This window comes from Acetobacter sp. (genome assembly GCF_047721705.1).
GTDB lineage: Bacteria > Pseudomonadota > Alphaproteobacteria > Acetobacterales > Acetobacteraceae > Acetobacter.
This window is the reverse complement of record NZ_JBDNXK010000045.1, coordinates 1-19,830: the sequence shown is the minus strand read 5'-3', so window position 1 is coordinate 19,830 and position 19,830 is coordinate 1. Positions and strand designations below refer to the sequence as shown.

15 protein-coding genes and 1 tRNA gene are annotated in these 19,830 nt (G+C 58.3%); 12 read left to right on the top strand and 4 right to left on the bottom strand.

Annotated features, from left to right (window positions below; genetic code table 11):
- Positions 1 to 138: 138 nt before the first annotated feature.
- Positions 139 to 546 carry a hypothetical protein gene (locus tag ABF824_RS09245; protein ID WP_415488277.1) on the bottom strand — a complete coding sequence of 136 codons (408 nt, stop codon included), beginning with the start codon at positions 544 to 546 and terminating at the stop codon, positions 139 to 141.
- 419 nt (positions 547 to 965) lie between these two features.
- On the opposite strand from ABF824_RS09245, the gene ABF824_RS09240 reads away from it, so the two are divergent.
- The 6 genes from ABF824_RS09240 to holA all read left to right on the top strand — a co-directional run bounded on the left by ABF824_RS09240 (position 966) and on the right by holA (position 10,237).
- The gene (locus ABF824_RS09240) at positions 966 to 2,699 is read left to right on the top strand and encodes a Hint domain-containing protein (RefSeq protein WP_415488276.1); all 1,734 of its coding nucleotides are present in this window, start codon (positions 966 to 968) and stop codon (positions 2,697 to 2,699) included.
- 333 nt (positions 2,700 to 3,032) lie between these two features.
- Complete coding sequence (locus tag ABF824_RS09235; RefSeq protein ID WP_415488275.1) at positions 3,033 to 5,210, top strand: BTAD domain-containing putative transcriptional regulator; 2,178 nt, start codon at positions 3,033 to 3,035, stop codon at positions 5,208 to 5,210.
- A gap of 97 nt (positions 5,211 to 5,307) precedes the next feature.
- Positions 5,308 to 5,790 (top strand): DUF3576 domain-containing protein, encoded by a 483-nt coding sequence (locus tag ABF824_RS09230; protein WP_415488274.1) that lies wholly within the window; start codon positions 5,308 to 5,310, stop codon positions 5,788 to 5,790.
- 101 nt (positions 5,791 to 5,891) lie between these two features.
- On the top strand, positions 5,892 to 8,516 hold the full coding sequence (gene leuS / locus ABF824_RS09225) for a leucine--tRNA ligase (RefSeq protein ID WP_415488273.1): 2,625 nt from the start codon (positions 5,892 to 5,894) through the stop codon (positions 8,514 to 8,516).
- On the top strand, positions 8,513 to 9,208 hold the full coding sequence (locus tag ABF824_RS09220) for a hypothetical protein (protein WP_415488272.1): 696 nt from the start codon (positions 8,513 to 8,515) through the stop codon (positions 9,206 to 9,208). Before leuS ends, ABF824_RS09220 begins: the two co-directional genes overlap by 4 nt.
- A gap of 15 nt (positions 9,209 to 9,223) precedes the next feature.
- Positions 9,224 to 10,237, top strand: coding sequence for a DNA polymerase III subunit delta (gene holA / locus ABF824_RS09215; RefSeq protein WP_415488286.1), 1,014 nt, complete (start codon positions 9,224 to 9,226; stop codon positions 10,235 to 10,237).
- Positions 10,238 to 10,276: 39 nt separating this feature from the next.
- On the opposite strand, the gene ABF824_RS09210 is transcribed toward holA, so the two are convergent.
- Positions 10,277 to 10,792 (bottom strand): lipocalin-like domain-containing protein, encoded by a 516-nt coding sequence (locus ABF824_RS09210; RefSeq protein WP_415488271.1) that lies wholly within the window; start codon positions 10,790 to 10,792, stop codon positions 10,277 to 10,279.
- Between the two features lie 116 nt (positions 10,793 to 10,908).
- Between ABF824_RS09210 and ABF824_RS09205 the strand changes: the two genes are divergently transcribed.
- The 5 genes from ABF824_RS09205 to scpB all read left to right on the top strand — a co-directional run bounded on the left by ABF824_RS09205 (position 10,909) and on the right by scpB (position 16,267).
- On the top strand, positions 10,909 to 11,844 hold the full coding sequence (locus ABF824_RS09205; protein ID WP_415488270.1) for a LysR family transcriptional regulator: 936 nt from the start codon (positions 10,909 to 10,911) through the stop codon (positions 11,842 to 11,844).
- 95 nt (positions 11,845 to 11,939) lie between these two features.
- On the top strand, positions 11,940 to 13,727 hold the full coding sequence (gene argS, locus ABF824_RS09200) for an arginine--tRNA ligase (protein ID WP_415488269.1): 1,788 nt from the start codon (positions 11,940 to 11,942) through the stop codon (positions 13,725 to 13,727).
- A complete protein-coding gene (locus ABF824_RS09195) occupies positions 13,724 to 14,728 on the top strand; it encodes an SPOR domain-containing protein (RefSeq protein WP_415488267.1) in 1,005 nt (334 codons plus the stop codon). Before argS ends, ABF824_RS09195 begins: the two co-directional genes overlap by 4 nt.
- Positions 14,697 to 15,521 (top strand): segregation and condensation protein A, encoded by an 825-nt coding sequence (locus tag ABF824_RS09190; protein ID WP_415488265.1) that lies wholly within the window; start codon positions 14,697 to 14,699, stop codon positions 15,519 to 15,521. The genes ABF824_RS09195 and ABF824_RS09190 overlap by 32 nt, the downstream gene beginning before the upstream one ends.
- A complete protein-coding gene (gene scpB / locus ABF824_RS09185) occupies positions 15,518 to 16,267 on the top strand; it encodes an SMC-Scp complex subunit ScpB (RefSeq protein WP_415488263.1) in 750 nt (249 codons plus the stop codon). The genes ABF824_RS09190 and scpB overlap by 4 nt, the downstream gene beginning before the upstream one ends.
- Positions 16,268 to 16,396: 129 nt before the next feature.
- Here the strand turns inward: scpB and ABF824_RS09180 are convergent.
- Both ABF824_RS09180 and ABF824_RS09175 read right to left on the bottom strand, forming a co-directional pair.
- A tRNA-Arg gene (locus ABF824_RS09180) sits at positions 16,397 to 16,473 on the bottom strand.
- 104 nt (positions 16,474 to 16,577) lie between these two features.
- Complete coding sequence (locus ABF824_RS09175; protein WP_415488285.1) at positions 16,578 to 19,262, bottom strand: rhamnan synthesis F family protein; 2,685 nt, start codon at positions 19,260 to 19,262, stop codon at positions 16,578 to 16,580.
- 42 nt (positions 19,263 to 19,304) lie between these two features.
- Between ABF824_RS09175 and ABF824_RS09170 the strand changes: the two genes are divergently transcribed.
- Positions 19,305 to 19,697 (top strand): hypothetical protein, encoded by a 393-nt coding sequence (locus ABF824_RS09170; protein WP_415488288.1) that lies wholly within the window; start codon positions 19,305 to 19,307, stop codon positions 19,695 to 19,697.
- Positions 19,698 to 19,830: the final 133 nt, after the last annotated feature.

The following is a 19,830-nucleotide window of genomic DNA, read 5'->3' as shown; positions in this document are numbered from 1 at the left end:
GGGTCGCATTAGAACAATAAAGAAAACAAAAAAATACTCACACGCCCAAAAATGACGTGTGAGTATCCTGTACCGCTCTATTACATCTTAACGATGCGAAAAATTTTCGGATTATTATGATGTAATTAAAAAACCGGTTTAAGCGCCAAGGCCACCCGTGTTGGAGCTGGGTGGGAAATCGATCAGGTTCATGCCTGTAACCCAGCCACAGCTATTCACGGTAACCGCACCCTTGATCTCGCTGGTCACCTGACACAGAAGCGCCGTCGCCGCGGAAACAGTCATGCTCTTACCGAGATTATAACCGATCTGCATGTCGGTACACACGTTGGAAACAGCCTGCTGAACGGTTGAACAGCTGGCATGGTTAAAGAGGTCCGCCATCACATTGTACTGCCCGGCGAGGAAACCCGCGTAAGCAGCAATCATGGAAGCCTGGGACACACCACAGCTCGGCGCAACCGGATGGCATGGGGACGGCGCACAAGGCTGCCAGCAGCATCCGCCAGCAACTTCGTTCTGTTCGGTTATCGTCAGTTCACGCATTTACATTGTTCTCCGTTTCCAGCTCGGCGCCTCTCCAAAGTCCGGTCCAACCCAAATTCAGCGAGAAGCACTTTCTGCGAGACGGGTCATGCTCGAACGGCACGTCCCATCGCATGATTATTCGTTAATATTTTTTCAATATATCTTCCAGCTAAGAAAGCGTTAACCCACCGTTAAATGGTTCGCGCCTGTGGCATTTATGCAAATTGACATCGTTGGTCGCATTCCAGACGGAAACAGACACGCTGCGCATACAAAGCAAATAACGAGGCTTTTCACATCGATCTGGAACAGAACAAATAAACGTAAATGTTTGTATTTTCCAAACATTTACGTTTTATTTTATTGACACCCCCCCATTCGTTAATATTAATCAAATGCAAACAACGCCGCTCAGCGGCAATTTGGGGGAGACCGCAATGGTTACCACAAGCAGTTCCATTTATTCGTCCGGTTCAGGCACCGAGACCGATCCCTATGTGCTGGCTTCCAATAGCGGCACGGTTACTCTTGAAACCGGCAAGTATTATGTCCTTGAGGGTAATACGCAGATCGGCACGCCTGTTATTTCCGAATTCAATGCATCCGGTTCTACGGGCGGCATCAAAGTCAACGGCGCACATCTGACGATCAATTCCGACGGCACGGGCACGGCTGTTGCAGGCAAGATCGATATGGGCGCGGCTGGCTCATCCCTCGTTCTCAACAACTCGACCGGCAAGTGGACGTATGAAGCCAATCTAGCTGGCGAAGACATTTCTGCCGGCGGTGACCAGTATTATACGTATCCCGCACTCCAGAACGCCACGATCGTCAATTTCGGCTCTGACTCTTCGATCTGCGCAAACAATGTTCCGGGCGGCTTGGGTACTAAAGTTGGTATCGCCGGCAGCTATGTGGACAGCTCCACATTCATCCTGAAACAGGATTCGTCGATTCCGGTTGTGCCTACTTCGGCCAATCCGCACGCCAATCCAGGCAGCGGTTATATCGGTTTCTCGGTGAGCGGCGTAAAGCAGATGTTCCCCAATGGGGACTATCAGAACGCGCATCAGTTCTACACGAAGGGCGATGGCTCCTGCATTGAAGGCTGCTTCCTCCCCGGCACGCTTATTGCAACGCGCGATGGCGAAAAAGCCGTTGAAACGCTGGTTGAAGGCGACGAAATCGCCGTCATCGAAAACGGCAAAACCGTCTTCCGCCCGCTCGCATGGCTTGGCCGCTCGCACGCCGATGTTGCTGCGCTGGACTTCGATCTTGACGCCTACCCTGTCCGTATCCGCAAGGATGCGTTTGGCGCTGGCGCTCCGAAGCGTGATCTTCTCGTCACGTCAGAGCACTGCATTCATATCGATGGACGCTTCATTCCGGTCCGCATGCTCGTGAACGGCCGTTCGATTGTCATCGACCGTTCCATCACGTCCTACGATTTCTATCATGTCGAGCTGGAACAGCATGGCGTAATTCTCTCCGAAGGACTGGAAACCGAGAGCTATCTCGACACCGGCAACCGCGGCACTTTCGAGAACTCTGTCGTGCGCTCCATGCGTCCGCACTTCGCAGGCGGCATCGTGATCTGTGGCGGCAAGACATGGGAACATGACGCCTCTGCCCCGCTGACGACCGACCGCGAAACCGTGGAAGCCGTCTGGAACCGTCTGGCCCGTCGCGCCGACGAGGAAAAGATCGGCACGGATGCAAAAGCATCCACCGAAACGACGACCGACCCGGATATCCGTCTGGTCACCAATGACGGCCGCGAGATTCGTCCCGTGCGTCAGACCGGGAATGTCTATTGCTTCATGGTCCCGTCCACAGTCGCGGATGTTCAGATCGCGAGCCGGACATCGCGTCCGTCCGAGATCATTGGCCCGTTCTGCGATGATCGCCGCCACCTTGGTGTTGTGGTGGGTGAAGTCGCTGTGACCAACGGTCGTGAACGCCGCGTCATCGACAGCCACCTGAGTGATGACGCTATCAACGGCTGGCAGGCTTATGAGGGCGGCGTAGGTCGCTGGACGGCTGGCAACGCTGAGCTTTCCCTCGGCGAAACCGGTGAGGGTCTTTTCGCGCGCATGGTGGAAATCGAGGTGCTGGTCGCTGGCCCTTACCTGATCGAAGCCACGACTGCGGACGACGTTCAGGTCGCCTGAGCGATCTGTCAGACTGGCCCGTAAAACCGGGATCGAAAAGGGAGGCTCCAGCCTCCCTTTTTTTATATACACAGCCCTACTGTTCGTTTTTTGCGCTCATGCTGAGCTTTTTACCTCAAAACGCCATAGAGAAGCCGTTCTTTCACAAAAAAAAGACACGATTGACAGCCGAGATAGCCATCTGCGCAAAGAGTGTGTGTGTTTCCAGAACGCCATTCATTTCCGCGAAACTGTTTCCGGGCACACTCGCTTGAGCAAAAGGACAATCCACGGGTATCGAACGCGCCTGCTCCAACAGGCACGGGCGGCACCGCGGAGAGAAAGCTGGGAAACATGGGTCTGTTTGGTACAATCAAACCGGGTTTACGAAAAGCCGAAGCAGCCATTCTGCACATCGAACTTCTTGGTACCATGGCCATCAAACTTCTTGATGGCACATCCCTGACACCCACTGGCGCCAAAACCCGCGGTCTTCTCGCGATTCTCGCTCTTTCTGACAGACGTCCCGTCACCCGCAAGACACTGGCTCATCTCTTGTGGAGTCGCCGCTCGGACGAACAGGCGCGCGCCTCTCTCCGGCAGGAAATCCATCGGCTTTCGGAAGCGCTGAGCCCGCTCGGCACTGATGTTCTCGATATCCAGCGACATGCTCTGGCACTGAAACCCGTCCTCACCACCGTCGATGCCGAACGTTATCTGAATGCAACGCCTTCAGTCTGCCTCAAGCTGCCGGAAACAGATGCCGCCCTTCTGACGGATCTCGACGGCGTCGATCCGGCTCTCGACGAATGGCTGGCCAGCCAGCGCAATCGTCTGCGCCAGCATCTCATCGCCATTCTCGAACAGGCTCAGGCTACGTTGCCTGAACCGGAGCAACGAATCGCCGCGGCACACCGTATCCTGCGTCTGGATCGGTTGAACGAAAGCGCGTGGAAAGTCCTGCTGCGCGATCTGGGTCGTTCGGGTGACACGGGCGCAGCGCTCCTCGCGGCAGAACAATGCCTCACCACATTTCGCGATGCGCTATCCACCGAGCCGGGACCGGCGACCATGGCGCTCATCATGGAACTGCGCTCATCGGGCAGTCCTTATTTTGGAAAAGGCACAGACGCTGGTCTGGGGCAGATCTTTGGTCATCCCGCCAGCGCCAATCCCGAAAATGCCTACAATAACGTTTCCAGTGAGGCTTTGAGCAGGAATGCGCGGGCTGTCGCCACCATCGGATTCGCGCCTTTCCAAATGGGAGCCATAAACACGGGCAACGCGTTTCTGGATAATCTGCAGGAAGAAACATCCATCGGTCTGGCCCGGTTTGAGTTTCTTTCCATTTTCCCCCCATCCAGCCGACAAGGCAGTGGCACAGCGTCTACCACCGCCACGAAAACGCCGGGCGACTATCTTGTAAGAATGAAATTGCAGTCCGGTTCCGAGCCAAACGGCAAGCATGAACCAATCCATCGGCTTGTCGTACGCGTTACGGATGAACGACGCGACGGAATTATTGTCTGGGCCGAACGCTTCACGCTCACGGCGCATAATACGGATGACATCATTGCCATCGTATCGAGTGAAATCGGCTGGCGCATTGCAATGGCAGAAGCACGAAATTCCGCCAATCGCGGCATAGAAGAACTGACTCCTACAGAAGCGGCTTTAAGAGCCTTCTCCCTGATCAACCGGAAAGATCCAGAGAAGTTTTCTCTGATTGAAGAGCTCCTGCAAAGCGCGCGCCACCGCGATGCGGATCATCCGTTTCTTCTGCTCATTTCCGCCCTGTTCGATCTGATTCGCTTTCGCGAGTTCTGGAAAACATCCGAGACCGCACGGACAGACGCTGTCACCATGGCGCAGCAACTGGTCACCGCCTATCCGGAAAGTTTGCAGGGCAAAATCCTGCTGGCCCGACTTCTGCTCGACTTCCCACCGGAACGCGCGGCGGCGCACAGACTTCTTTCAGATATAAAAAGTCAGTCGCCAGCCAATGGAACCCTGCTGCTACTTGAGGCTTACGCGGCCCTTATCGACAATGAACCCGAGGCGGCAGCACAGGCTCTCGACACATTCCGGTTGCACCATCCGACACATCCTTTCGTCGAGCTTTTCGACATGGAATTCGTGCTGATTCTGCTTCTGGGCGGAAAAGCGGAAGCTGCACTGGAACGATCGAGCATCGCTCTCTGTGCAACACCCACACGATCCGTCATGCTCGCGCTTCATCTTGCCGTGCAGGTTGCGCTGCACGAAGCAACGGGACGGGATACAGCTAACGAACTGGCCAACGTGCGGGCACAGCTTGCGAAAATCGAACCCTCCTTCTCGCTCGCGGTGATCAGAAATCATTATGATTTTCTGCCTCCCGCGTTGCTTGAAACACTTATTGGCTGGTTACGGACAGGCGGCATCCCGGACACAGCGCCACTTCCGACAGACAAAAACAGGCAGATGCTTGGCGAGACCCCCGCAACAAGATATGAAAGCGCCTCAGTCGCGCCCAGTTCTTCCGTGTCCTGAAGCCAGAGGAAACTCGTCCGGTGGGGACAGGTGGCGGGTCTTGTTACAGGAGTCGCAGCACCCAATGGTCACCACTCGCGTTAGTCAGGATTTTCCCATGTCTGTCCGCGCAATCCGTTTCGCGCCCGTTCTCGCACTGGCCCTGAGCCTCACGGCCTGCTCCGGCGGCGACAAGGCCAGCGACCTTACGGCGCCACGCAATCATCTTCTGAAAGAAGATCGCAGCGCGACAGGCGGCGACGATCAGTTAGGCGGCGGTGTGAACGCCTATCTCTGGCGCGGCACACTCGACACCCTTTCTTTCATGCCCATTTCTTCTGCTGACGCGGTCGGCGGCTTTATTCTCACCGACTGGTATATTCCGCCAGCAGCCAAGAACGAGCGATTCAAGATCACGGCCTATGTGCTGGATAAACGTCTGCGCTCGGACGCGCTTCGGGTCAGTGTCTTCCGTCAGGTGTATGAAGATGGCCAGTGGGTGGACATTCCCCCGGCGGCCAACACAGCTTCCGATATCACCTCGAAGATTCTTGCCCGCGCTCGCAAGTTGCGCGCTGACAACGGAAATCGCGACAACTGATAGCTGTCGTCAATTCATGGAAGGACGGCCAGAACGCTGACGTCTTTCCATGAATGCTTCCTGATATTTTCCTGAATTCCTTCCTTCGGACCGATGCCATCATGACTGCCGACGATACCCCCGAAAGCTACGATTTCCGCTCGGTGGAGACCCGTTGGCAACAGGAATGGGACAAGGAAGGGGTGTTCACCGTCCCTGACGTGCCGCCTGCCGATAAGCCGAAATACTACGTGCTGGAGATGTTCCCTTATCCGTCGGGGCAGCTTCACATGGGCCATGTCCGCAATTACGCGCTGGGCGATGTTGTTGCCCGCTACAAGCGCGCACGCGGTTTTTCCGTGCTGCACCCGATGGGCTGGGACGCCTTCGGCCTACCCGCCGAGAACGCTGCCCGCGAACGTGGCGTGCACCCGAAGGAATGGACGCTCGCCAATATCGCCGCGATGCGTGAGACGCTGAAGCGTCTCGGTTTTTCCCTGAACTGGGACCGCGAGATTGCCACCTGCCTGCCGGATTATTACGGCAAGCAGCAGAAGATCTTCCTCGACTTCCTGAAAGCCGGTCTCGTCGACCGTCGTGAGTCCTGGGTCAACTGGGATCCGATCGATAATACGGTTCTGGCCAACGAGCAGGTCGTAGACGGCAAGGGCTGGCGCTCGGGCGCGCCCATCGAGAAAAAGAAGCTCTCGCAGTGGTTCCTGAAGATCACACAGTTCGCGCCGGACCTGCTGGACAGCCTCAAAACTCTGGATCGCTGGCCGGAGCGCGTCCGCACCATGCAGGAGCGCTGGATCGGCCGCTCCGATGGTGCCCGCCTGCGCTTCCCGCTGGCGCACCCGCCTACCGGTTTCAATGAAGATCTGAACGCGGTCGAGGTCTTCACCACGCGCCCGGACACGCTGTTCGGTATGTCATTTCTCGCCATCGCGGCGGATCACCCGCTGGCCGCCAAGGTCGCCGAGACCAATCCGGAAGCCGCTAAATTCATCGCTGAATGTCGCCGCATGGGTACTTCGGTGGAGGCCGTTGAAACAGCCGAGAAGCGCGGTTTCGATACTGGCCTGAAGGTCAGCCATCCCTTCCTGCCGGATGCCACTTTCCCGGTCTGGATCGCGAATTTTGTGCTGATGGATTACGGTACCGGCGCCCTGTTTGGCTGCCCCTCCGGCGACCAGCGCGATCTCGACTTCGCGCACAAATACCATCTGCCGGTCGTTCCCGTTGTCCTGCCCGCTGGCGAGACGCAGGACAGCTTCACCATCACCGACAAGGCGTGGACCGGCGACGGCACCATGATCAATTCGGGCTTCCTCAATGGCCTGACCACGGACGAAGCCCGGAAGGAAGCCATCCAGCGTCTGGAAGGACTCGGCGTCGGCACCGGCGTGGTGAACTGGCGTCTGCGCGACTGGGGCGTGTCCCGTCAGCGTTACTGGGGTTGCCCGATTCCCGTCATTCACTGCGAGGCCTGTGGCGCGGTTCCCGTGCCGGACGAGCAGCTTCCGGTCGAACTGCCGGAGGACGTGACGTTCGACCGCCCCGGCAATCCGCTCGACCATCACCCGACATGGAAGCATGTGGACTGCCCGAAATGCGGCAAGCCCGCGACGCGCGAGACCGATACGTTCGACACGTTCGTGGACAGCTCGTGGTATTTCGCCCGCTTCACAGCGCCGCACGCCGCCACGCCGACCAACAAGGCGGCGGCTGACGGCTGGCTGGCCGTGGATCAGTATATCGGCGGCATCGAGCATGCGATCCTGCATCTGCTCTATGCCCGCTTCTTCACCAAGGCGATGAAGGCCACCGGCTATCTCGACGTCTCCGAGCCGTTCTCCGGCCTGTTCACACAGGGCATGGTGAACCATGAGAGCTACAAGGACGTGAACGGCGCGTGGCTCTATCCGGAAGAGGTCGTGCGCACTGGCACAGGCGCGACGCACCACGAGACGGGTGAGCCGGTCACCATCGGTCGCGTCGAGAAGATGTCGAAATCCAAGCGCAACACGGTCGCGCCGGTCGCCATCATCGACCGTTTCGGCGCGGATACGGCCCGCTGGTTCGTGTTGTCTGACAGCCCGCCGGAACGCGACATGGAGTGGACGGAAGCCGGTGTCGCCGGGTCCGGTCGTTTCGTGCAGCGCCTGTTCCGCATCGTGAAGCAGGTTGCCGCAAGCTGCCCGGTCGATGCCGCGCCGTCCGCAGGCGACATGCCAGAAGCGGTCGATACACTCCGTCGCACGACGCATCGCACCATCGCTGCTGTGACGGAAGCGCTGGAAGCCTTTACTGTGAACGTCGCCGTCGCACGTCTGCATGAGCTGACCTCCGCCCTCGCCGATGCCGAGAAGAAGGCCGGTGAAGACGGTATGGCGTTCGCCCGTCGTGAGGCCGCCCGCACGCTCTGCCTGCTGACCGCGCCGATGATGCCGCATCTGGCTGAAGAGCTGTTCGCCACACTGGAGCCCGGCAAAGGGCTGGTGGCCCAGCAGGCATGGCCGGAAGCCGATCCCGCGCTGCTGGCCGTCACCCGCGTCAAGCTGGCGGTGCAGATCATGGGCAAACTGCGCGGCACGATCGAAGCCGAGCCAGACGAGGCGGCAGACGCGGTGATCGCCCGCGCCGAAGCCGAGCCGAACGTGGCGCGCTTGCTGGAAGGCCAGCAGATCGTCAAGCGCATCCATGTGCCGAACCGCATCGTCAATTTCGTGGTGGCGAAATCATGAGCAGCGCAGGCCGCAGTCAGCGGGCAGGTTGGCTTGCCCTCGCTTTGCTGACCGCGCCCCTCGCGCTTTCAGGCTGTGGCTTCCATCCGCTTTATGAAGACACGAAGGCCCATCCTGGAGTCAGTGAAAAGCTGAAGCGTATCTACGTCGCCAGTATGCCGGATCGATTCGGACAGCAGATGCGTCTGGCGTTGCAACAGGAACTGTCAGGAGCCGGGCCAGAAGATCCGGATGCCTACACGTTGCAAGTCAATCCCAGCATAAGCATGGAAGCACTTGATATCCATCTGGACAACACATCCGGTCGCTCTCGCGCCGTGGGCCGCGCACACTGGGCACTCTATACTGTTGGCGTCTCGCCGCAGCTTCTTGCACAGGGTGATGTGTCCACACTGGATGGTATCAACAACACCTTCGAACAATATTTCGCTCAGAACCTGAACATGGAAACGATGCAAGGCCGCATCGCGAAAACGCTGGCCGAAGAGGTGACCCAGCAGATCGCGACCTGGTTCGAAACGCAGACGGCTCCTGCCACCAGCCACAAGGCTGCCGCAGTTCTTTATCCCAACAGCGACGCCATTCCACGATCGAGCGACCAGCAGCCGATGGAACGTGCGGGAGACGATGGCGTGCCTGCGATGGCAACCGGGCGTCTCGATCCGAACGATGACGACCCTACGCAGCAATAGTTCCCACCAGTCATGGTGAAGATCGACACCCGTTCGATCGGCAAAGTGCTGGGAGCGCCCGATTCCTGGCGCTTCGTGCTACTGCATGGCGATGACAGCGGCCTGATTCGAGAACATGCGGCCAATCTGACGAAAAAGGCGGCCGGCTCGCTGGATGACCCATTCCGCGTGTCCCTCCTCGCCAGAGACGATCATCCGCGCTTCGAGGAAGAGGCCACAGCCCTCTCGCTCGATGGGGGTCGACGGGTCGTCTGGGTTCGTGAAGCCACGGACGGTCTCGCAACGGCAGTCAATGCCGTTCTCGACGGTCAGAGCAACAGCCTGATCATCATGGAGTCGGGCGCGCTGCCCGCACGGGGCAAACTGCGAAAACTGGCGGAAAGTCGTAGTGACTCCGCATCCATCGGCTGTTACCCGGAAGAAGGCCGCGCCCTTGAGGCATCGGTGCGTCGGATGCTGGATGAACGGCACGTGCGAATCGCGTCGGATGCGCTTGCATGGCTTGTGGGACGTTTGGGCGCGGATCGCGCTGGCGTCCGCAACGAAGTCGAAAAACTGGCGCTTTACGCAGGTGAGAACGGTGAGCTGACGTTTGAAGACCTGCAACTCTGTATCGGCGATTCCGGATCGGCATCCGTGGATGACGCCATTTTTCTCGCCATGGAGGGCGACCGGACAGGAGCCGATCTCGCTCTGGAACGCGCCCTGTCGGAGGGAGCCAATCCCATTGCCGTGGCCCGCGTATTGCTCAGCCACCTTGGTCGATTGCGTCGTGTGAAGGCGGAAATGGAGCGCGGCATGAGTCGGTCGGACGCCATGAAAACGCTCCGGCCACCTGTTTTCTTCAAGAAACAACAGGGATTTGAACGCGCGCTTGATCTGTGGTCCCTGCCCGCGCTGCTCGATCTGGCGCAACGGACACAGGCTTTCGAGTTTGCCTGCAAGCAGACCGGCGCAATGGACATGCTGCTCTGTCGGCGTCATCTGGCGGGCATTGCCGCCAAAGCCGCCGCCGCACGTCGTCGGTAAGACAGACGACGCGGCAGTCGGCTCAGCAGAAAGAGAAGATCAGTCGGCGCGGCGGAAGCGGATGATGCTGCGGGACATCTTGCCGCCACCCCAGTTCGGCATTTTCCGCCACGGGGTAATGACATTCGAGAATTCACCATCCGTGGTCACCGTGCGACGCTGCTCCGTGCCGACCCACTGTGGCGCCCAAGCGGTTTCAACCGTTGTCACCCACTGGTTGCCCTCGATTCGATAGCGTCCGATATAAGCCACCAGCGTGTTGAGGAGAGCCGCGCGGTCTTCTTCCGTTTCCGGCATCTGACGGTTGCTGCCTTCAAGATTGAAAGCGACCCAGTTATCGGGGGTAAAGATGACACGACCACGGGGCGTGGTGCCCATCGCGTCGATGAATTCGCCGGTTTCCTGCAGTTCGACCTGATAGGAAACGAGCTCCCATGTGCCGATGAGTGCTTTTTTTAACGCCTCTCCAGTCAGCTCTGCCGGTGCATTCTTCTTCTCAAGGACATCGGCATTGCCGGTCTCTTTTGTCGAGAAAGCACTTTTCGTCTGCATCATGTTCACGTCATAAACTCCTCTGCTTCGAGCATGAACATGCGATCAAGAGATGGTGAAGCGGTAGCGGTCTTATTGACAAAACGCTTTTTCATCAGGAGCAACAATGGAGCCGCAGGATGCAGGGTGAAGTCGGCGATCTGAGGTTTTTCATCGGGCTGGTCGAGGCTGGCAGCATAACCGCCACCGCCCGGGCCGTTGGCACGTCTCCGGCCGCCATCTCCCGAAAACTCGCCAATCTTGAAGCACGCCTCGGTGTGACGCTCATCATCCGCACCACGCGCATGTTCCGTCTCAGCGAAGCAGGACAGACCTATTACGAACGTTCGCTGCTGATTGCCGCTGAAATCGACAGGCTGGAAAACGACATCGCCTCTTCCAGCAGCGAGCCGCAGGGCAGCCTGATCGTCGGTGCGCCCATGGAACTTGGTCGCCGCCAGATCGCCCCTTTCATCGAAGCGTTCAGCGACCGTTATCCGCAGCTCCAGATCAGTCTTGTCCTTGCCAGTGAAGGCATTCATGACGCCGGTGACGGTCTGGATATCAACATCCGCCTCGGTATGCCGGACACGCCCGGCTCCATTGTCACGCTGCTCGCCACCACCCGCCGGGTGTTGTGCGCCTCGCCCGCCTATTTCGCGGATCGTCCGCTTCCCACTCATCCGGACGATCTCGCCAAATATGACTGCCTCTGCATCCGCCGTCAGAAAACCATGACGGTCATCAACAAATGGGCGGTGGGCAACGGAGACGAAAAGCATGTGGTGACGGTCAGCCCGAAACTGTCCAGCACCAACTGCGAAATCATCCATGACTGGGCTGTATCGGGGCGCGGCATCGCCTACAAACTTCTCAGCGACGTTCATCAGGACATCGCCAATGGCCGTCTGCAGCGTATTCTCCCCAATTTTTACGGCGAAAAGGTCGATCTCTACGCCGTCATGCTGCCGCGCCAGCAATCGAACGCCAACGTCCGCGCCTTTCTTGAACTGTTGCGCGCGTTTTTTCGCACTGCCGGTGGCTTCGGAGATGAACTCGCAACCGAACCGGCCTGACCACTTCTCTTCGTCTCTTTCATCATCGGACAGTCGCGTTTCCCGTCATTGCGCTGTATGACGTCATCCGCCGAACAAAGGGGGAGCCCGCACGCATGTCCGACTGTCTGTTCCAACGCTACCGCACGCATGTGCTGGAGATCCTGCGCCGTGTCGTGCCGGAGATCGGGGAGGAGAGCCTTGCCCGCGTGGAACTGACGCCGACGCGTGATCCCGCTCACGGCGACATGGCCACCAACGCGGCGCTGATCGCAGCGAAACCGGCGCGGCGCAAACCCGCCGACATAGCAGCAGATCTGGCGACATCGCTTCTCAGCGTTGAAGGAATCGCAGCGGCGGAAGCGGCTGGCCCGGGCTTCGTCAACATCACGCTCGATCCAGACGTGCTGCGCGGCATTGTCCCTGCCGTGCTGAAGGCAGGCGAATCATTCGGCGATTCGCAGATGGGTGCGGACACGAAGGTCAACGTCGAATACGTCTCCTGCAACCCGACCGGCCCGATCCATGTCGGTCACTGTCGCGGTGCAGTCGTCGGTGACGCGCTGGCCAACCTGTTGGACAAGGCTGGCTACAACGTCACCAAGGAATTCTACATTAACGACGCGGGCAATCAGGTCGCGGCATTAGCGTGGGCCACCTACTGGCGTTACCTTCAGGCCATCGGCTCGACGATGGATGCCGAGGCATTCAACGCCATCACCCCGAATGGTCTGCAATATCAGGGCGAGTATCTGATTCCCATCGGGCAGGCGCTGGCCGAAGAACACGGGACTTCCCTCGCCGAGGACGGCGCAAAGCCTGCGCCCGTCGAGAAATGGTTCACGCTGGTCAAGGATTTCGCCGTCGCCCGCATGATGGACGGCATCCGCGAGGATCTGCTGACCCTCGGCGTGAAGCACGATGTGTTCACCTCCGAAGCGAAGGTGCTGGCGGATGGTGTGACCGACCGCGCCATCAAGATGCTCGAGGCCAAAGGTCTGCTTTACGAAGGCGTGCTGGAGCCACCCAAGGGCAAGCTACCTGACGACTGGGAAGCCCGCCCGCAGACGCTGTTCCGCTCGACGGAATTCGGCGATGACGTGGACCGTCCGCTGCGCAAATCGGATGGCACCAACACCTATTTCGCCAATGACATCGGCTATCACCTCGACAAGGTCGAGCGCGGTGAGCAGGTGCTTGTTGACGTGCTGGGCGCGGACCACGGTGGCTATGTCAGCCGCATGAAGGCGGCGGTGAAAGCACTGACGGACGGCAAGGTGCCGCTTGAAGTGCCGCTGTGCCAGATAGTGCATATCGTGCGCGACGGCCAGCCGGTCCGCATGTCCAAGCGTGCTGGCACCTTCGTGACACTCAGCGATCTACTGGACGAAGTCGGCAAGGACGCCGTGCGCTTCACCATGCTGACACGCAAGAGCGACGCGCAGATGGAGTTCGATCTGGACGCCGTGGTGGCGCAGACACGCGACAATCCGGTGTTCTATGTGCAGTATGCCCATGCCCGCTGCCGCTCGGTTCTGCGTGCCGCCGAAGAGATGCTGGGTGCGGAAACCGTCACGCCCGCCGGGTTGGAGACGGTCTCCCTCGCAGCACTCAGCGCCGACGCCGAGATTGCGCTACTGCGCCGGATCGCAAGCTGGCCGCGCACGGTCGAAGGTGCTGCGGCGGCCCGCGAACCGCACCGCATCGCCTTCTATCTGGGTGATCTGGCCGCCGACTTCCATGCGCTGTGGAACCGGGGCCGCGACGAGACAAGCCTGCGCTTCCTGCAGGAAAACGACCGTGAGGGCACGCTTGCCCGTGTCGCGCTGGTGGCCGCGACGGCGATGACCATCCGCTCCGGTCTGGCTGTCATGGGTGTGGAACCTGTGGAGGAAATGCGATGACAGTGAACGATGCACCGCCCCCTGATCCGCATGAGGATCGCCTCAGCCGCGCCCGCGAGCGCATGGCGACGGATTACGATGACGATCTGTCCACTCCCCGTAAGGGCAGAAAAGGTTTTGCCCTCGCTTCCCTGCTGCCTGCGGACAAGACGACGCGGCTGCTGACCTTCGGAGCCGCCGGTCTCGGTGCGTTGCTGCTGGTCGGCATCGGCGGATGGAAACTGATCGGGCACCATCAGGGGGGTATCCCGGTGTTCGGGCCGCCTGCCGAGCCGATTCGTGAGAAGCCGCTTGATCCCGGTGGCATGGAAGTGAACGACATGATGCCCGGCCCGGTGGAAACCGAGCAGCAGGGCAACACGAAGCTCGCGCCCGCGCCGGAACAGCCGAACCCCGCAGCCCTCGCCGCGCGTTACGGCGCCGCAGCCAAGGATGAAGCACCCGAGACCAGCAAAGAAGACGTCGCTCCCGCTGGTGCCGCGGCTGACAAGGCCGCCCCCCAGACCGGAGCAGACGAAAATGGCGCCGGACCGGTCGCGGGAAGTGCTCTGCCGGCAACGGAAGACACGACGCCTCCTCCCGCGAGCGCAGCCAAGGGTGCGGACAGCGTGATCGAGGAACCTGCTGCCAACGAACCCGCGCTGGAGAAGGAAGCAGAGAAACCCGCGGCTCCGGTAAAGGTCCGCAAGCAGCCTGCCGCGGCGACGGAAAAAGCTGAAACATCTGCGCCAGCAGAACATGTTGCAGCGACCGGCGGCCCGTATGGCGTGCAGCTTGCCGCACTCAACTCGGAAGATGCCGCCCGCAAGGAATGGGACCGCCTCAAGGCCGTGTCACCCGCACTCTTTGCCGCACATACGCCCGTAATCGAGAAGACCGTCCACACCAATGCGATCTTCTATCGTCTGCGCACGCGGGGCTTCGACAGCATCGCGTCGGCACGGGCGTTCTGTGACGGGCTGCGTGAACATGGACATGCCTGCAACGTCCTCCGTCCCTGACGACCAGACCCGGGCCCAGGAACCGGAGGGCGAACTCCGCTCTCCGCTCCTGCATCTGGACGGCTTCGATGGACCGCTGGACCTGCTGCTCGATCTCGCGCGGGCACAGAAAGTCGATCTGGCGAAAATCTCGATCCTGCAACTGGTCGAACAATATCTCGCTGTCGTCGAATCCGCCCGCACCATCCGGCTCGAACTCGCTGCCGACTGGCTGGTCATGGCGGCATGGCTGACATGGCTGAAGTCCCGTCTGCTCCTGCCGCCTGAAGATGGCGGACCGGATGCGGAAGCCGAGGACGCTGCCGAGCTTCTGGCCGCGCGACTGGAGGAACTGGCGCGAATCAATGCCGCATCCGAATGGCTTGCCGCACGCCCCCAGCTGAAACGGGATGTTTTCGCTCGTGGCGAGAGCGAGGAACTGGTCGAGATCGACCGCTCCGGCCTTGCTCTCGATCTGCCGCAGTTGATGCGCGCTTACATGGCCGTCATTCGCCGCACGGCGAAGCACCGAATCTATACGCCGCGTACCATCCGGTTCTGGACGGTGCAGGATGCATTGGCGCGGCTGCGCAAGCTGCTCGGCAATACGCCACCGGGATGGAACGCGCTCGACAGCTTCCTGCCCGACCTGCCGGAAGGAACGGATGAGGTGGAAGGCGTGCGCATCCGGCGCGCGGCCATGGCGGGCACGCTGATCGCCGGACTGGAGTTGGCGAAAAGCGGCATGGTGGAACTGAAACAGGACGAGGCATTCGGGCGCATCATGCTCAAGCCGCACGAGGAGGATGTGTGAACGACCAATCCGAGAGCGTTCTGCCGCATGAAAGTGCGCCCCCTGTATCGTCGGAGGCGGTTGCAGCAATCATCACGCCATCCGATGAGGCCGTGCGCGTCGTCGAGGCGATGATCTTCGCCAGCACGGACCCGGTCAGCGCACGCAGTATTCTCGGGCTGCTGGAAGGGCAGAATCTTATTCCGGAAAGCGTCGAGGATATTGGGGCCTATGTGCGCACCGTGCTGAGCACACTCGTCCAACGCTATGAGGGACGGGGCGTCCAGCCCATAGAGGTAGCCGGAGGCTGGCAGTTCCGCACGGCGGCAGACCTCGCGCCGCGCCTTACGCGTGTCATGCCGAAACCGCGACGGCTTCAGCGCGCCACCATGGAAACGCTGGCGATCATCGCCTATCACCAGCCCTGCACGCGCGCCGAGATGGAAGAAATCCGTGGCGTAAGCGTGAATCAGAACATTCTCGACACGCTCATCGAAGAATCGCTGGTTGCGCCAAGAGGACGCAAGGAAGTCCCCGGACGTCCGGTGCTCTGGGGTACGACACCCGACTTTCTGCGCCATTTCGGGCTAAAGAGCCTCAACGATCTGCCACGGCGCGAAGAACTGATGGGTGATATGCCCACATCCCCCAAAAACCCACTCCCCGGTGGCGTTGATCTGCTGGCACAGGCACCCGCTCCCCTTGAGGAAACGGAAGGCGTCATCATGGAGGAAGAAGAGGCTCAGGACACCCCGCCAGTTCCGTAAGACGGAAGGCGGCGATACGCCTTCTTCTCGTAATCAGAGAACCGCACACGCATTCGGAGTGTCCACGCACAAGTGGAACCCGCCGGAGAGCCAAGAAGGCGTCAATTCGAAAAATTATAGAAGGGAGAATGGCGCACCCGAAAGGACTCGAACCTCTAACCCCCAGATTCGTAGTCTGGTGCTCTATCCAATTGAGCTACGGGTGCGTCGTGGGCGGCTTATAAAAAAGGGGCGTTCATTATGCAATCCCCCTTTTTCCATTTTCTGAACTTTTTTTGACGAAGAACGCCTCTCCTCTTTCATAAACCCATCAGAGCACAGCGCTGACCTCACATCGGCCGCAGAAAGCGTCTTCTGTGAAAAGCGCCTGAGCAATCTCGGGAGAAAGCGTGATCGCGCCTTCCTTCATCGCCCTGAGAGGCCCCAGAGCCGCCTCGTCACCATGCAGCAGGGCAGAAAGGATCTCGGTTCCGTAGCTCTCAAGCAGATCGGCCAGATAATGCTCTGCGCCGTCCACGAGACGTGTGAGCATGTCAAAATTTTCCTGACTAAGCCCCGGGCAAGCAAAAAGGGGAGATGGAGGCTCACAGGTAGTCTCATAACCAATGACCTGACCATGCGGCGCGGTAAAAATCGCCTCAAGAAAAATCGAGTAGGCATGTCGAAACGCAACGGCTTTTTCTCCAGCCGCCAGCAACCCGAATGCCAGTCCACCTGTCTCCTCCACACGCTGGGCTCCCGGTTCTGCCGCCATGTAGAAGCCACACAGAGGTAAACCGAGCACTGTCTGAAGGTGGCGCTGTATCGTGCCGCCATACCCGATATCGACAACGCCGTAGCGCATCGAAGAGCCCGCACTGATACCCTGAGATGTTGCCCATGCCTGCAAGCCGCTGCGAGACAATTCTGCCTGTGCGAGGATGGTATCTTTCAGCAGTAATGTCATGGCACGCACCGTGGCGCGGTCGTCGGGCAGACGTATCGCCATGTCATGCAACGGATCATCAGGAGGCAGAACCACATTCAGCCGTGCTTCCAGAAGCGCCGCCATGGTGCCGTGATATCCATCACCACTGTGAATGAGAATATCGGGATCAAACGCGAGAGACTGTGCTGCCGAGATGGCGACACGTCGCGAGACTGGGAAAACCGTCGCTTCAGGTAGGTGCGGCAACCAGTTTTTACGCAGATGACTGTAAAGGCGAGAAAGGAAAAACCCTTCTCGTGACAGGAAAAATATCCGCTCAACTTTGGAAAGGGCTGGATGAAGCACGAGTCTGGCCAGAAAAGTCATCAGAAGCGGGCCAAGCAGAACACGCCCTGCGGTCTCTGGCGCAAGCAGAGTAATCGGTGAAACAAGGCTCGCAGCCTGACTGCCAGGGGTGTGCGGTGTGAGAAAGGGTGACCCGAACAGTTCAGCAACCAGAGGACCGAGAAGGACATCGCCCGCAAGACGACGTTGCTGAGCATGTATGGAACTTTCTCCAGAAGGACTGGTGAGACTGTCAAACACGAAAGGTGCCATCGGGGAAAGACGCAGCATGTTGAGACCGGACAGCACATGATGATGGCGAATCTTCAGGTCGGCAGTGCGCTGGATATCGGCCTGCTCATTGTCTCCAACATGCAGAAGTGTTTTCGTATCTTCGCAGGCAATCAGAAGATCCCACATATCTCCGCGATCTTTTCGTCCCAACCGCTCGGACGAAAGATAGATTTCATCAACCAGAGAGAGAATGCCTGCCTGCTCAAGAATCGGATCGAGTTCTTTGCGTGTAAGGAAAGTATCACTGACAATCAGAGTTCTCTTGCCATTCTCGTGCGCGAAACGGAGAGCCTCGATGACAACGGGACGGGGACGGAGGACCTGCTGATCAATCCGCACCTCTTCTCTTTGCGCAAAATGCAGAACCTCATCCGGCCATTCTAATATTTCACAAAACGCCTTGTAAATATCATGCAGAGTTACATCATCCGTCTCAAAGTGCTTCTGACGCGCCCTATGCTCCGCTTCCTTCCGCAGTGTCACGAAATCGGACCCAGACGGTATAAGTGCCGGAAATTCACGGGCCAGACGATCAGCAACGGTAAAATGGATCGTGTCAGGAGTCAGGGCGATGCGTGTGAGCAGCGTATCGAACAGATCAAATGAGACCGTTTCGGATTCTTTTATATCCTGAAAAAGATTTTTCTGCGTTATACGCTCATAAAGATCGAGATTTTTACGTCCATATCCGATACGGACAAGACCGGCCTCACGGTCATATTCATCCATACGATAACCAGTCGAGCGCGCGACAAGTGAAATGCACCGCTCCACGACGTGCGCCAACGTGCCGTCCATCTGGCCGGATTCTTCGGGAAAATCTTCTGATTTCCATGGGATTTCCAGTAAAGGTCTGAGCGCTTCCACACGCGCCCAGAACATACCGCCCGCCGGATAATCGAAATATCCATTAGGGGATACAATGGAGAGCCGCTCTAACAGAGGTTGCGCCACATGCTTGTTGGCAAGCCAAGTCCATGCCCACCACGGAACTGTGGGTCCGGGGGCTGGTTGCAACACACCAACAGTTTCATCTTCTGAAAAATGCTCGAGGATGCCGGCAATACCTTCAGGTGTCGGCAATAATGAATCAAGCAGCGTATCGCGCCACTCATGTTGTTCCGTACCTGTGTAAAGAGATTTCTTGGTATGGATATGCAGCAGCAGATCATGCTGCAGCAGAGCGTGACGCCAAGTGGACAGCAATGGACCAAAATTCCGCCCACGATTTGGCGCAACACGGATAAAGACCCTATGCTCAGGAAATTCCCGTTCAAAAAATTTCTTTATCTGTAAATATTTTTCCTCTGTATCTGTTGTTATGAGAAACGAAGGATCTCCCGGAAAATGCTTCAGCCGAGGAAGAATATTCTTCTCAAGAACATCGATGTAAAAAACGTGAATGGCTATAGCAACACGCAGTGAAGGCGCTGGAAAAGAAGCGAGCACGGTGGGAGCCGTTTTATTCTGATCATTGTGTAAAGCACGATCATGAACACCCTGGGCCTTACACCCTTCTACGATGCCATGCGTAAGGTAATGCAGCAGTGCATTATCGCGACCCGGCACAAGCTGCCAGTTGCGAAGCAGATACTCGGACGTATCAAAAAGAGGCCCCGGATCGAGCTGGCGTTTTGTACCTTCATACAGAAAGTGCGCGATAAGATCATCAATGTCACGATCCGCTTGCGGCAGGTGGGCACGGTACCAATCTGGTTCGAAGAGTCCAGAATTTCTGATGAGAGAAGAGTGATCCTGAATATTTTCTTCAATTTCTTTCATGAAATATTGAACTCATCACAATCAAAAATTTCAATGCCAGCTTTCACATGCACTCTCTCTATGACGCAATTTCGCTTTTCTGAAACGCAACAGAGAAACTGAATGGAAAACCGCATTCGGAATTTTACCACAGGAAGAACTTGCCAACCATCTCACACCTGTGAGATCCCACCCTGCGTATCCGGCCCTTACTGACAACCACACAATTGGACGGAAACAAAATTAAACATTAAAT